Here is a 15611-nt window from a genome sequence, read left to right as displayed (position 1 = left end):
TAGAGATAAGTGAATTGTCACTGAAGTCTTAGATGTTAAAGGGGACAATTATATCAGGGGTGATTGATAAATTGTAATATGATACTATAACAGAAAGAATATAAAAAAGAACAAACTCTCCGATTTTTACATGGGATACGGTGATGGAAAGATTAAGAGAAATGAAAAACTATAGAAAACAAGTGAACAATAATTATAGACAGTATTTTAGAATACCAGAATCATACCATAATTTACATCGGATGCGTGTGTACAAAGCGATTATTTATGTGATTGCGGCAGCAGTTTTGTTGGTCTTATATAGAGGTATTCATTACAGTATCCGGCTATTATTCATAGATTCCATGGCTTTATCGTTTCTCAGTGTGCAGAGACACTTCTTCTGGTAGGGAAAATCACAAGTGAGAAAAGCAACAAAATAACATAAAACCAAAAGTAATATAACACTTGATAGAAAATAAAAAAGGGTGGTAAGTATGTCTTATTTAGTAGTAGTAGCACATCCGGATGATGAAGTCTTGGGTGCAGGAGCTACAATGTATAAATTAGCAAAACAGGGTGATGAAGTAAATGTTTGTATAATGTGCGGACAGGTGGCAGCAAGAGCTTTCCGTCCGGAGGATAATGAACTTCAAAATAATATGAATGCTTGCATGAAAATGCTGGGAGTGAAGCGGGTAATTGTGGGAGACTTCCCTAATATTAAAATGAATACATCACCGCATTTGGAGTTAGTGCAGTTTATTGAAGAAGCAATAGTAGAAACTGGGGCTACTACAATTATTACGCACCATCCGTCAGACCTGAATAATGATCACGTTCAGACATCCATTGCGTGTCAAGTGGCAGCACGTCTTTTCCAAAGAAGAGCAGATGTTGCTCCGTTGAAAGAATTGCTGTTCATGGAAGTTCTTTCATCAACAGAATGGGCATTAAATTCATCGATATCAGCATTCAGGCCAAATACATATATCGAAGTAGGAAAAGAAAGCATTGATATAAAAATTAAAGCGCTTGGATGTTATCGGGGAGTTATGCGTCCATATCCACATCCAAGAAGCGAAGAAGCTATAATTGGATTGGCTGCATATCGAGGCGCAATCTCAGGCTGTAATTATGCAGAAAGTTTTGAGAGTATCATCAGGAGAGAAGAATGAGAAGAAAGAGAAAAATATACAGGGCATTAAAGAGATGCTTTGACATGGTTGCTTCCAGTTTGGGAATCATAGGAACTTCCCCTTTATGGCTTGCAGCTGTGATAGGCATCGAATTATCGGATCCGGGACCTGTCTTTTATAAAGCGAATCGTATGGGGATAAACAATGAACCGTTTTTAATGTTTAAGTTTCGCTCTATGCGAGCAGATAAAAAAGCAGATGAAAAAAGCTTTAAAGCAGATGCAAATCGGATCTTCAAATGGGGAGCTTTCATGAGAAAATCAAAAATTGATGAACTTCCACAGCTTCTCAATGTTTTCAAGGGTGACATGAGCGTGGTGGGACCGCGACCAGCCGCTAAAGATCAGGTACATATAGTGCGGGCAGGAAAATATAATATTGCTTCCAAAGTAAAACCGGGTTTAACCGGTCCGGCAGCGCTTTATGACTACATTTACGGGGACACGATAGAGGATGAGGAAGAATATGAAAAAAAGGTACTTCCGAACAGAATGAAACTGGATGTTTATTATGTGAGACGAATGAGCGCCTTATATGACTTAAAAATGATCTGGTGGACGGTTGTGTGTATCGTTTATTCACTGACAAATCGTCAGCCCAAAAAAATTAAGGAGTTATTAGTATCGTCAGAATATAGAATGGGTGGAAAATAATGAACAAGTTAAAAGTAATGGTAATGACACAAAATGATAGATTTTTTATACCAAAGAACATATATAAGGCGTCTTTGGTATGCGACATAGTAGAAATAGTAGAAGTCGATTGCAAGTCATCGCTTGATAATAAAATTGGAGATTACTATAAATGGTTTGGATTTCGACAATGCGCAAAAATGGGAGTTGTTACAATTTTCCGTGAACTGGAAAAATATATAGACAGAATAAGCGGCTATAAGATATTCCATGGATTATGCTCTGTAAGAGATGTAGCAAAAAAGATGAAAGTTCCGCATCAAGTAATCACAGACAGTAATGATAAACAATTTTTAGAACATGTCAGTAAACTGCAACCAGATTTGATTATATCTTATTCTGCGCCGCAGATTATTAAGAAAGACTTATTGGATCTCCCCAGATTTGGAGTAATAAATGTACATGGTTCATTATTACCGGATTATAGAGGAGCACTTCCCTCATTTTGGTATCTCTATAATGATGAAAAAATGGGAGGTGCGACTGTTCATTATATGAGTGCAAAAATAGATGATGGTTCTATTATTATGCAAGATTGTGTAGATATTTCTGATTGCAAGACAATGTTTCGGCTAATGAAAAAAACGAAACGTCTTGGAGGTGAGCTGATGGTTCGGGCAATAAAAGAACTTTCAGAGGGAACAGCAACCACACGACCAAATGAAATAGATAAAGGTAGATATTTTACATGGCCGACTGTCAAGCAGGCAAAAGAATTTATGGCAAAAGGCTATAGACTAATTTAAGGAATATAACAATGAAAATATTGGTGATTTGTCAATACTATTCGCCGGAACCCTTTAGAATAACGGATATTTGTGAAGAATTGGTTAAACGGGGACATGAAGTAACAGTAGTTACAGGGTTGCCTAATTATCCAATGGGAGAAATCTATGAGGGCTATAGGAATGGCCAACATAGAAAAGAAATCATAAACGATGTCGAAATATATCGCTGCTTTACCATTGGAAGAAAAAAAGGTGTTGTATATCGATTTTTAAATTATTACAGCTATATGATTTCTTCAACTAATTTAGTTAAGAAAATAGATAAGGACTTTGATGTTGTGTTTGTTAATCAACTTTCACCTGTGATGATGGCGAACGCTGGTGTGAAATACAAAAAAATTACAAATAAAAAGTTAGTTATATATTGTTTGGATTTATGGCCAGAAAGTTTAACTTTAGGCGGCGTGAAAAAAGGAAGTTTAATATATAAATACTTTCATAAAGTGTCTAAGAAACTATACAGTAGTGCGGATAAAATTGCCATTACATCGAGAACTTTTGAAGATTATTTTCGAGATTTGCTTGATATAAGGGAAGTCGTTTATTTGCCGCAATACGCGGAAGATCTTTTCAACATGAGTGAATGCAGAAAAACACCTGACCAATTTATTGACGTGATGTTTGCTGGAAATGTTGGCGTTGCACAGAGCGTGGATACTATTCTCGAAGCGGCAAAATTAACAGCTGATATTACTAGTTTAAGGTGGCACATTGTTGGGGATGGTTCTGAATTAGAGAGGCTTGAAACTAAAATGAAGGACTGTGAAAATGTGATTTTTCATGGAAGAAAACCACTTGAAGAAATGCCCCGATATTATGCAATGGCAGATGCAATGTTAGTTACTATGCAGAAAGATTCAATTATTTCGTTAACATTGCCTGGAAAATTGCAGACATACTTGGCTGCAGGAAAAGTGATTATAGGAGCTATTGATGGTGAAGCACGCAAAATTATTGATGAAGCCAAATGTGGCTTTTGTTCAGAAGCAGAAAATGCGCAGGCGTTAGCGGATAATATAAGAATCTTTATTCAAAGTAATCATAAAGAAGAGATGCGTTTAAATTCGAGAAAATTCTATGAAGATCATTTTGAAAAAGGATACTTTATGAATCAGTTAGAACAACTATTAAAAAGTAATTGTTATTAAAGGATAAAGAATATGGAAAAAATTAGATTGCTTCTGGTTGCGCCAGTACCGCCGCCTTATGGAGGAATAGGGAATTGGGTATTGCTGATGAAAAAATATTTAGCAGAGAAAAAAGAAGTAGAATTAGTGGATATTATTAATATAGCACCGAAAGAACGAGGGTTAGACGGAAGAACACTATATGAAAGAGTCATCGGACAGGGCATGAAAATGCTGCGGCTACGGCGTCAGATGAAAAAAGTTATTCAGAAAAAGAAGCCAACTGTTGTACATATCACAACCAGCGGCCAGCTTGCAATTATACGCGATATTCTTTTTTTAAAATCGCTTAAAAAAGACGGAATATACACTGTATACCATATTCGTTTTGGAAGAATACCTGAAATTTTTAGAAAAAACACGGCGGAATGGAAACTTTTGAAGAAAGCTTTAAAATTAGCATCCAAAACAATTGCAATAGATTCAGAAACGAAAAAAGTATTGGAAGAAGAAGTCGGATATGGACAAGTTAGTTTAGTTGCAAATCCATTTGTAACTAAAAATACAGAAAAATATTTAAATGTAAAGCCATCAAAGACGGTTATATTTCTTGGTTGGTGCGTGAAGACAAAAGGGATAGAAGAACTGTTATCCGCATGGATACACATTGAACAGCGATATCCTGGTTGGACATTAAAACTAGTTGGCCCATACGATTCAAGTTATAAAGAAGCCTTAGAACAAAAATATGTTTCTAAAAATATTGTTTTCGTAGGGGAAAAAGAGCATGAGGATGCTCTGGATATTCTCAGTAAGTCAGAAGTTTTTATTCTGCCGAGTTACACGGAAGGTTTTCCGAATGCTGTTTTGGAAGCAATGGCACTCGGCAAACCCATCATAGCGACGGAGGTTGGGGCTATTGCAGAAATGTTATCAAATAAGAGTGGAATTGTAATACAACCCCAGGATACAAAAGCAGTGGAGGCGGCATTAACAAAGGTGTTAGATGATGGGGAGTTAAGAAAGGAGCTTGGCACCAATGCTTATCATCGTATCAGAAAACAATATGATATTGATGTGATATATAACAAATATTTATCTGTTTGGAGAGGTGAAACCGTTTTATGACATGATTCGGCATGTCAAAGCTTTCTGCACGAATATGGAATCCAGAACTATCTGAATGAGGGCAATCTTTGCTGCTGGTTCTGTTGTTAACCAGGACGCACCCTCAATTTCCATAGTGTGGATCGGCTAAGATAATAAGAATGAGATTCGATGATGAACGATATAGCATAGAAAATATATCAAAATATTCAATGAGACAAAATATAAAAAGAAGACGGGGAGAAATAGTAATGGTAACTTATGAAAAAATAAAGAGTCAGGAAGAAGCACTTTCGTTGGTAGGACTCGGTTATGTAGGAATGCCTATTGCGGTAGAATTTGCAAAGCGTGGTGTAAAGGTTATTGGTTTTGATTTAAATGAAGCGAAGATTGAAACTTATAAATCAGGTGTGGATCCGACAAATGAGGTTGGCGATGAAGTAATCAAAGATACAACTGTGGAGTTTACATCGAATGAAGAAGACTTAAAGGGAGCAAAATTTCACATTGTGGCAGTTCCTACACCGGTCAATGATGACCATACACCGGATCTGACTCCGGTAGAGGGTGCAAGTACAATTCTTGGACGGAACTTGACCAAAGGCAGTGTTGTCGTATTTGAATCAACGGTTTATCCGGGAGTGACAGAAGATATATGTGTTCCGATTCTCGAAAAGGAATCTGGATTAAAGTGTGGCGTGGACTTTAAAATCGGATACTCACCGGAGCGTATCAACCCGGGTGATAAGGCACACCGTCTGAATACAATTACAAAGATTGTTTCCGGTATGGATGAGGAAACCTTAGATGTGGTTGCAAAGGTATATGAGATTGTGGTTGATGCAGGGGTGCATAGAGCAGAAAGCATTAAGGTGGCAGAGGCTGCAAAGGTAATTGAGAACAGCCAGCGTGATATCAATATTGCTTTTATGAATGAGCTATCCATTATCTTTAACAAGATGGGGATCGATACACAATCTGTATTAAATGCAGCAGGAACAAAGTGGAATTTCCTGAAATTCTATCCGGGACTTGTGGGAGGGCACTGCATTGGTGTCGATCCATATTATTTGACTTATAAAGCCGAGGAATTGGGATATCACAGTCAGATTATTTTATCGGGACGACGCATTAATGATGATATGGGCAAATATGTAGCAGAAAGCGCAGTTAAAAATCTGATCAAAGCAGATAAAACCGTAAAAAATGCAAAAGTGGCAATTCTTGGTTTTACGTTCAAGGAAAACTGCCCGGATACCAGAAATACAAAGATCATTGACATTGTCAATGAACTTTGTGAGTATGGTATAGAACCGGTTATTGCAGATCCGACAGCAGATAAAGCAGAAGCAAAACGACTGTACAATGTAAAGTTTGTTGATATGGATGCAATCCATGATATGGATGCAGTGATTCTGGCAGTTGCGCATACAGAGTTCTCAGCATTTACGATGGAAAGAATAGATGAATTCTTTGCAGATGACAAAAAGGTATTGCTTGATCTGAAAGGGCTTTTGAATCGTAAAGAGTATGAGGACGCTGGATATTTATATTGGAGGTTATAATTATGGGATATAAACATTTAAAATTTCTTGTGAATTCTGTTTTCTTGGTTACTGGTGGAGCTGGTTTTATCGGATCCAACCTGTGTGAGGCAATATTAAATCTTGGTTACAAAGTAAAATGTTTGGATGACCTGTCTACCGGAAAGCAGGAAAATGTAGATATGTTCATGGACAATCCTAACTATACATTTATTAAGGGAGACATTAAAGACCTTGCTATATGTATGAAAGCCTGTGAGGGTGTGGATTATGTATTGAACCAAGCGGCATGGGGAAGCGTACCACGTTCTATCGAGATGCCATTGTTTTACTGTGCAAACAATATTCAAGGAACACTGAATATGCTGGAAGCAGCAAGACAGAATGGAGTGAAGAAATTTATTTATGCATCCAGTTCTTCTGTATATGGTGACGAACCGAACCTTCCGAAAACAGAAGGTAGAGAAGGTAATCTTTTATCGCCTTATGCTGTCAGCAAACGTGCTGACGAAGAATGGGCAAAGCAGTATACAAAACATTATGGACTGGATACTTACGGCATGCGTTATTTCAACGTATTCGGCAGACGCCAAGATCCATATGGAGCGTATGCAGCAGTTATCCCGAAGTTTATCAAACTGCTTTTGAATAATGAGCAGCCGACGATCAATGGAGACGGTAAGCAGAGCCGTGACTTTACTTATATTGAGAATGTAATTGAAGCAAACCTGAAGGCTTGCTTGGCTTCAAGTGAGGCAGCGGGACAGGTATACAATATTGCTTATGGAGGAAGAGAATATCTGATTGATATTTATTATACACTTACTAAAGCATTGGGAAAGGACATTGAGCCAAACTTTGGGCCGGATCGTGCAGGAGATATAAAGCACAGCAATGCGGATATAGGTAAAGCGAAGAAGCTGCTTGAATATGATCCGGAATACGATTTCGCAAGAGGGCTGAATGAGGCAATTGGGTGGTATAAGGAGAATTTGTAATTACTTATCGAAGCAAAGGATATAAGTTAGAAAATCTATAATTTGTATTATATGAACCTCTTTGAAGGACATCTAATATCAATATGGGGAAATAGAGTAGTATTAGTATTTTATATACAAGGATTCTGGCTCTTTTGCCTCCATAGTCTTTTGAGGGTAGAACAAACCGAGAACAGTTTATACAGAAATTACTTTTGCTGGAATTTTATCAGTTTTATTTAATTCGAGAAGTTGGATTATTCAAGCAATCATATGGTTACTTTATTATATATTCTGATGTTTATTCCTATGGAGATAAGAATCTGTCAAAGAATATCAGAATGAAATTTTGAAGAAGAAAACCGTCATGCAATTATTTATGTGGGTTTTGGTCTGTAACCGATGATTTGGTTAAAATTGGGAGGTAACAGATATGAATCTGATAATGTTGCTATTGGCATTTGTTTTAATAGGGTTTTGCTTAATTTTATCAGTAAATCATCCCTATGAGTTTCTAATATTGTGGGGAATGGTTGCATCAAGTTATGATGCAAATGGTTTTGTAAAATATATGGATTCCTATTTTGGACTTTATAGTTTGCTGATGAACTTGGTGATGCTTTTTGCATTGGTGTTTTCAATTTGGAGATATAACAGGCAGAATGTACGGTTGGTTAAAAAATATTTTTTACCTGGAATTATTTTGACATTTTGGATTATACTTTGTTTTGGGGTTGTAAGCATTAATTCTGGAATAGGATTTCAGAATGTGCTTTACACAATATGTGATTATTCCCCGACTGTGATGATGATCTGGATGCTCAACCGTGATTATTATATTAAAAAGGGAAAAAGGCCAATTAATTATATTTTATTTTTTGTATGTGCACAGATTATATTGGCAACATTAATTGTATATTTGCCAGAGATGGGAATACATATCCTAGATAAATTTTCAGGAGCAAATTATGTTGCAGATGGTTCTATTTATAATAAAAATCTTTTTCACCTTCAAGATATTGTGTTAGCATTAAAAAACAAATATTTGTTTAATGGCTTAGGTCAATTTCATAACGCAAATGATATGGGATTTTACGGAGTAGTTGGTGCTGTGTGCGCTGTAGGGATTTTGTTGAAAAGGGGAGTTGGAAAGAAAATATTTGCAGTGTTATTGTTTGTGATTTCTGTTTTATTATGGGGAAATTCCGGAATGAGAGGGCCTGTTATTGGTGTTGCAATAGGTTTAATCGTTTATGCCCTTTATTTGAAAAAGAGGTCAATGTTAGTTATGGTGTTCGGCGGAGTTATAATCTTTTTATTACTCTTGAATAGTGAACTTGGAAATGAAATAATGACCTATTTTGTACCAGAGTCAGGCAATATATCATATGTATCAAGAGGAATACTGCGCTTGAACGGACTCCGTTATATTGCCCAAAATCCATTGATTGGAGCAGGAGGAATGCTGGGAACTTTGACAGTTAATCACATAGACCCACATGAATTACCATTACGAATGGCGTGTCTTTTCGGTATTCCGGGCGCATTACTTACTTGCTATTTATTATATGCATTGCCGGTTATGGAATTTCTTAAAACAAAGAATAAAGAGATTATAGCGATTGTCGCGTACTCTATTGTTGTAATGGTATCTCTTACAAACAATTATACGGATATTTGCTTATTTTGGTTTTTATATGCGGAAGCAATTTGCATTTTTATTAATGGAAGTGATTTGAATGTTAAGAAGGATAAAAAAATTCGAATAAAACTACGCTTCGGAAAGTGAGGGGCTTGATTGAAAAGAATTTTGTATGTATCCAGAGCAGGTCTGCCAATTGATGCCACCGGATTAAGAATAGAACAGATTGGTGCCATATATGAAGCATTAGGGTATCATATTCATTATATCTGTAATCGCAGAATAGATGATACAATAAGAAATGCAGGATACGAAGTAGTGCCGACTAAGACTCTATTAGAAAAACTTAATAAGAATGAATACCATTTTAGCATAGAAAATAAGATTTACTCATATTTACCGGAATTTCAGGGCGGAAAAATAAATGCATTAAGTGAGATTATAGAGATTGTCTGTGCATCTAAAGCGTATCATCGGATTGTAAATTATTGTGAGAAAGATAAACCGGATGCAATTATCCTTTATAATGATGTATATGCATTGACGAAAAAGTTAATAAAATACTGTAAAAGAAAAAATATCAGACTCCTTGCAGACGTAACTGAATGGTACGAAAAACGAAAGAATGCAACAGTAGCTGAAAAATTAGTGATTTGTCTCAGTAATTATAGGATAAAAAAGCTAGATCAGCATTTAGATGGAGTCATTGCTATCAGCCATTACTTTGAACAATACTATAAACAAAAAAAGGTTAACTGTGTCTGGGTGCCGCCACTGATGAGAACAGATTTTACAGTGGCTCCACTAAAGTACAATTATAATGAAAGAAAAGGTGTTATAAATTTCATTTATGCCGGTTCACCCGGAAGCAAAGATATCTTATTACCATTTGTTCTTGCACTTATGGAAGTGAATAAGACAGGAATATGTTGCAGATTAGATATTGCAGGTATTGCTGATTCATATTTTGAAAAGATTGGAATGCATGAATTGAGAAGTTATGGGATATATGCACATGGCAGATTAACTCATGATGAAACATTGGAATATGTAAAACGTGCTGACTTTGGAATATTACTCCGAAAAAATCAGCGGTATGCCAGGGCTGGCTTTTCAACAAAATTTGCCGAATGCATGAGCATGGGAGTACCTATGATCTGCAATAAAGTCGGGGGAACAGATAACTTAATTGATTCATGGGAGAATGGCATTTTAATTGATGATTATAAGGCGGAAACTCTTGTTGAATTGCTGCTTAAAATATGTGAACTTGATCTATCAGAAGTTATTAAAATGAAAGTAAACGCACAGCAAGATGCGGTAAAATATTTTTCGGAAAAAGTATACCGGAAACAATTATATAAATTGCTGAGAGGAGATAGTGAGATTGAATAATATATTTCAGGTGGTGTTAAATCGTATAAAAAAAAAGGACAACGTCTCAGTAGCCAGAGACATGGGAGTGAAGATTGGAAAAGATTGTCTTATTTTGTCTAATCCGTATCGCTGCTTTGGAAGTGAACCATATCTTGTGGAACTGGGAGATCATGTGGAAATAACAGGTGGTTGTCAGTTTGTAACACATGATGGTGGGGTATGGACGATACGAGTACAGGAAGGCTGCGAAAAAGTTGATAAATTTGGGAAGATTACTGTTGGAGATAACGTATTTATCGGGATTAACTCTATCATACTTCCCGGGGTAAAGATTGGAAATAATTGTGTTATTGGCGCTGGTGCCGTAGTTACTAAAAATATTCCTTCCGGAGAGGTCTGGGGGGGGGTACCGGCAAAGTTTATCAGTACCTATGAACAATATATGAAAAAATCAATAAAGGAAGCTGATTTTACAAAAGGACTAATACCGGAGGAAAAAAAGAAAGCCATACAGGAGAAACATCCGGAGTGGTTTTAATTTCGAGCAAATTATGAATATTACAATAATAGTAGATGATTTTCATGGAGGCGCCGGAAATATTGCTCAATTACTGGCAACAGAACTGAGCAAAAAGAACAAGGTAAACCTCATATTAACAAATAAGCATTCAGAACCTCGTTATGAATTAAATGGGATTTGTTTGTATGATGATAAAATGAGTGTCACACGGAGAAATAAAATAGCTGGATTAAATAGCTGTATTAAAAGAATGAAGAAAAGAATTCTGTCGATACATTCAGATTTAGTTATCTCTTTCCTGGACAATAATAATACCATTGCGTGTTTTGCACTTTGGAATGAAGAGAATATACCGATTATTGTTTCTGAAAGAAGCAATCCGGTAGTAATATATCCTAAATTTCCATGGAATTATTTACGAAGGATTGCATATCAGCGTGCTAATGTTGTAACAGTACAATTTGATGTGTTTAAAGAATTTGATAAGAAAAGATTCATTGAAAAATGTGAAGTAACATCTAATATAGTGGAAAAGCCAATGTATATTAAAAAGGATTGGTCTTGTACGAAAGCACGTTTTGTGACTTTTGGACGGTTGGCACCAGTGAAGAGGATGGATTTAATGATTAAACTCTTTGCAAAGGCTGCAAGAAAAGCAGACGATATAGAATTACATATATGGGGAGACGGTCCGGAAAAGGAGAATTTAAATAAGTTAATCGAACAAGAAAAAATGGCAGGAAGAATTATCTTGAAAGGTTATAACAACCAAGTACACGAGACACTGTTAGAATACGATGCCTATTTAATGACATCCTATCAGGAGGGATTCCCAAACAGTCTTTGCGAAGCAATGGCAGTGGGGTTACCGTCGGTTTCGTTTATGTGTCACACAGGTATTCTCGAGTTAACAGAAGATAATACAGCTGGTTTTACTGTTGCGGTAAACCAAGAAGATGAGTTCGTAGAGAAGATAATAGTATTAGCTGTAAATGAAGAAATGAGAGAGAAAATGGGAAAAGCGGCGCAAAAGATTGTTATTCGTTATGAAAAGAGTCAAATAATGAATCAATGGAATAAGTGTATTGAGAGGGCAATTATGAAATGAAAAAGATAGTACTATTTATAGATAATCTTGGTTCTGGCGGAGCACAAAGACAAATCGTGAATTTGGGGATATTGTTAAGAAATAAGGGTTATGATGTAAGCGTTTTAGTATATGCAGATTTTCCATTCTATAAAAGTATTCTTGATAAATACAGTATCCCGTTAGTTATGATTGACGGAAGCAATTATATATTGCGAATTATAAAAGTGCGAGCTTTTCTTAGAAAATGTGGTGCTGATGTTGTAATTACCTTTTTAGAAACACCGGGATTTTTGGGGTGCATATCGAAGATCGGAGGCGCAAAATGGAAACTAATTACAAGTGAACGGAGCGCCAAAAAGGAAACTTTTACCGATAAAAAAACTCGATTTTATAACATTTTTGAGAGATACTCTGATGCAAAGGTTTGCAATTCCGAAAATGCAAGAAAAATGTGGGAACAGTATTATCCACAGTATAAGGATAAATATAGTGTAATTTATAATCCGGTAATTCTGTCAACGGAAGTTCTGGAGCCTAAGAAAAAAAAGAGTGAAGACAAGATACTCGTTACTGTTGCGGCAAGCTATCAGGAATTAAAAAATCCATTGAGAGTTATAGAAGCTTTAAATTTGTTATCGGAAGAAGAACGGAAAAAAATCAGAATAGAGTGGTATGGCAGGAAGGAAGTAGTAACTGGAGATACTGCAATATATGAAAAGGCTGTCCAGAAAATTAAAGAGTATAAGTTACAGGATTCAATTCAACTGAATGCGGAAACATCTAATATATATCAACTGATGATACAAAGTGATGCGGTTGGATTGTTTAGTACTGTAGAAGGGCTGCCAAATGCAATATGTGAAGGAATGATGTTGGGTAAACCTATTATTATGAGCAGGGTATCTGATTACAAAGTTCTGGCGGATGGAAATGGAATTTTTTGTAATGCTGAGTCACCAGAGAGCATAAAAGGAGCATTACAGAAGTTGTTAATTTGTTCTAGTGATAAATTACAGGAGATGGGAAAGTATTCTCAGATGAAAGCAGAGCAGCTCTTCTCAGAAAAAACAGTTGGAGAGCAATGGGTTGATTTAATTGAAAGGCTGACGAAATGATGATAAAGAATATTTTGAGTTATATGAAAAGCTTGAAGAAAAATCAGTGGGCATTAAGACATCAGGAAGAATATGCGAAAGAGCAAGGGGTTATTATGAAAGGAAAGGTGTTTTTTCATACTACTCCGGTTGGGATGTTTGGATCCGAACCATGGATGATAACCTTGGGAGATAACGTACATATTACAAGCGAAGTTCGCTTTATTACTCATGATGGCGGTACACTGCCTTTAAGAAAAGAAGTGCCGGATCTAGAAATAACAAAACCGATCACGGTGGGGAATGATGTTTTCATCGGTGTAAGGAGCTTGATTATGCCGGGAGTACATATTGGAAACCGCTGTATTATTGCCGCAGGATCGGTGGTCACAAAAGATATTCCGGACAATCAGGTCTGGGGAGGGGTACCGGCAAGGTTTATCAAGAGTACCGACGATTATATGGAAAAACTCCAGCATGAGTCTTTGCACCTCGGTCATCTAAAAGGGGAAGAAAAAGCAAAAGAGCTGAAAAAAATATATAATATTACACATATTTAGGATGCTGTATAGCCAGATGATAAGTGATAGGATTTCAATGATGAATTTTAAACGAGTATTAGAAAAAGGTTATCAGTATATTGGGGATAGAAAAGACTTCCGCATAAGTAAAAAGCCGTATAAGGATCTATTTGTAACTGCAGATACTGCCCAATATACGTTTTATCAATATGCATATGGTGCAGATAAGATTATTGCCGCATATGGAAATATTACTGTGATTCAAAAAAGAAGAGATGAGAATCACTTAATATTGTGCCCATACCGTAATAAAGTAATTAGATATCATATTTATTTGAATGAAAAAACCTTCCCAGGTATTATTCAAGGAAGTAAAATATTGTCATGCCAGTTAATACCATATATGAGAGAAGTGGCTGAAAATAAATATCAAAAAATTACTCGTATGGTTATTATAACGACGAAAGCACAAATATTTCATAACTATCCAGCAAGAAAAAGAGAAATTGAAGGATTTAGTAAGTCTGGAGATATCGTTAACTTCGAAGAAAGTGTTGTATGGGATTTGCCAGAACGGCAGTATCCATCTCAGACAAAGGAGTGCGAAACGTGGGAACGGTTTTATCCGGGACTTCCGGCAGATTGTTACGAGCATCATCCTCAAATAAATACTTCTGAAGATTTTCAAGATAAATATGGTAATGGAGGATTTTCAGATCATTCGGTAATTGTAGCTAACGGAAGAAAGAGGATAGTACCAAGGTTTTATTTGTATTCTCGAGATTTGGCAGCTAATCCTTTCCATTATATAGGAACCGGAGAAAAAGACTATAAAATGAGCCTTATGGCAACATATAGAAGTAATGTGCATTGTGGTGTAAGAACTTGTATCTTTGCTTCTACAGACGGTGGAAGAAATTGGTACTGTAAGTATGAATTTACAGATGCCGGTGAATATGAGTTTGCTCAAGGAGATGTTGAAGATTGGGGAAAAAATTTTGGCAATCCTGTCATCGATCCTGAATTAAAGGAGATAGACTGGACAACGGTTAGAATATTTAAAAGAAACTTGGTGGTTCCTTCTTACGATAATAAAGAGCCGGATAAATTATTTAGATGGACAGATTGTGGTGAAGTCAAGAAAATTGCAGATGGAAAACAGCTTTTAATCGAGTTTAAAAATCAACACCTTTTAAAAACAGGGAATATAATTGCTTTTTCTTCAACTCTTCCGACTGACGACGATTGTTGGATAATGAATAATCAAATTTCAGAAACAAGCAGTGGGAACAACTTATTTTTTAAAGTAGAAGTGCTGGACGATAAACAAATAGTGTTATATGAATTTGTAGCGAATCCGGCTATTAACATTCCATGCAGACATATTCACCATGTTAACAAAATAAAAGATGGATGGATATGGGGAACAGGAGAGATATATCCAAATGGCTGGATTATGTATATGCAAATGAAGGAAGCAGATACATTTGCAATAAAACATGCATGGGAAGAATTTAAGATAGTCCGACTGAATTCTGCTGAAGAATCAATACAACGGACAATGGGAGTCATTTTGAAAGATGATTCCAGAGGAACAATTATTTATGCCTCTGATCATGATACTTTGAAAAGAAGGGAAATAGAAACTGCAGCAGGACGTGATTTGCATATTTCAAGAAATTCAACAGGAATTTTTAAAGGATGTCTTTCAGATATAGACAATAGAAATAAATTTCAAACTGTATATGAAGCAGGTGAACCATGTTTTTATTTTCAGTCTCTAGATAATATGCTTATATTTTCAGGGCAGAGGGGAGAAATAGCGATTAGCTTTGATGATGGGACTAGCTGGTTAAAAGAAAGAATTGCAGAGCCTTTGATTCGTTATTATGGAAACTGTGGGCAGATATATTATTTTGATCAGGCTGTTTTAGTAAGGAAATGAGTCAGGGGG

At 36.1% G+C, this 15611-nt stretch carries 14 protein-coding genes; all 14 read left to right on the top strand.

From position 1 onward, the window contains the following. Window positions 1-476 precede the first annotated feature (476 nt). Window positions 477-1157 (top strand): PIG-L deacetylase family protein, encoded by a 681-nt coding sequence (locus ACGHCT_RS14380; RefSeq protein ID WP_390436493.1) that lies wholly within the window; start codon window positions 477-479, stop codon window positions 1155-1157. Beyond that, window positions 1154-1831: a sugar transferase gene (locus ACGHCT_RS14375; protein ID WP_390436492.1), complete on the top strand. Its 678-nt coding sequence runs from the start codon at window positions 1154-1156 to the stop codon at window positions 1829-1831. Before ACGHCT_RS14380 ends, ACGHCT_RS14375 begins: the two co-directional genes overlap by 4 nt. Further along, the gene (locus ACGHCT_RS14370; protein ID WP_390436490.1) at window positions 1831-2616 is read left to right on the top strand and encodes a methionyl-tRNA formyltransferase; all 786 of its coding nucleotides are present in this window, start codon (window positions 1831-1833) and stop codon (window positions 2614-2616) included. Before ACGHCT_RS14375 ends, ACGHCT_RS14370 begins: the two co-directional genes overlap by 1 nt. A gap of 11 nt (window positions 2617-2627) precedes the next feature. Further along, a complete protein-coding gene (locus ACGHCT_RS14365) occupies window positions 2628-3806 on the top strand; it encodes a glycosyltransferase family 4 protein (RefSeq protein WP_390436488.1) in 1179 nt (392 codons plus the stop codon). A gap of 12 nt (window positions 3807-3818) precedes the next feature. Next, on the top strand, window positions 3819-4913 hold the full coding sequence (locus ACGHCT_RS14360) for a glycosyltransferase family 4 protein (protein ID WP_390436486.1): 1095 nt from the start codon (window positions 3819-3821) through the stop codon (window positions 4911-4913). 230 nt (window positions 4914-5143) lie between these two features. After that, on the top strand, window positions 5144-6457 hold the full coding sequence (locus ACGHCT_RS14355) for a nucleotide sugar dehydrogenase (RefSeq protein WP_390436484.1): 1314 nt from the start codon (window positions 5144-5146) through the stop codon (window positions 6455-6457). A gap of 2 nt (window positions 6458-6459) precedes the next feature. After that, window positions 6460-7434, top strand: a complete 975-nt coding sequence (locus tag ACGHCT_RS14350) for an SDR family oxidoreductase (protein ID WP_390436482.1) — start codon at window positions 6460-6462, stop codon at window positions 7432-7434. 412 nt (window positions 7435-7846) lie between these two features. After that, window positions 7847-9202 (top strand): O-antigen ligase family protein, encoded by a 1356-nt coding sequence (locus tag ACGHCT_RS14345; protein WP_390436481.1) that lies wholly within the window; start codon window positions 7847-7849, stop codon window positions 9200-9202. 9 nt (window positions 9203-9211) lie between these two features. After that, a complete protein-coding gene (locus ACGHCT_RS14340) occupies window positions 9212-10450 on the top strand; it encodes a glycosyltransferase (RefSeq protein WP_390436479.1) in 1239 nt (412 codons plus the stop codon). Continuing rightward, the gene (locus ACGHCT_RS14335; RefSeq protein ID WP_390436478.1) at window positions 10443-10970 is read left to right on the top strand and encodes an acyltransferase; all 528 of its coding nucleotides are present in this window, start codon (window positions 10443-10445) and stop codon (window positions 10968-10970) included. The genes ACGHCT_RS14340 and ACGHCT_RS14335 overlap by 8 nt, the downstream gene beginning before the upstream one ends. A 13-nt stretch (window positions 10971-10983) precedes the next feature. Beyond that, entirely contained in the window at window positions 10984-12060 is a 1077-nt protein-coding gene (locus ACGHCT_RS14330; RefSeq protein ID WP_390436477.1) for a glycosyltransferase, read from the top strand. Then, on the top strand, window positions 12057-13157 hold the full coding sequence (locus ACGHCT_RS14325) for a glycosyltransferase family 4 protein (protein WP_390436475.1): 1101 nt from the start codon (window positions 12057-12059) through the stop codon (window positions 13155-13157). The genes ACGHCT_RS14330 and ACGHCT_RS14325 overlap by 4 nt, the downstream gene beginning before the upstream one ends. Beyond that, on the top strand, window positions 13154-13696 hold the full coding sequence (locus ACGHCT_RS14320) for an acyltransferase (RefSeq protein WP_390436473.1): 543 nt from the start codon (window positions 13154-13156) through the stop codon (window positions 13694-13696). The genes ACGHCT_RS14325 and ACGHCT_RS14320 overlap by 4 nt, the downstream gene beginning before the upstream one ends. Window positions 13697-13712: 16 nt before the next feature. Next, window positions 13713-15602, top strand: coding sequence for a hypothetical protein (locus tag ACGHCT_RS14315; RefSeq protein ID WP_390436472.1), 1890 nt, complete (start codon window positions 13713-13715; stop codon window positions 15600-15602). Window positions 15603-15611 lie beyond the last annotated feature (9 nt).

The organism is Lactonifactor longoviformis (assembly GCF_042848515.1).
Taxonomy (GTDB): Bacteria; Bacillota; Clostridia; order Lachnospirales; family Lachnospiraceae; genus Lactonifactor; species Lactonifactor longoviformis.
Note: the sequence above shows the minus strand (reverse complement) of the source record. Positions and strands in the feature narration are given on the sequence as shown.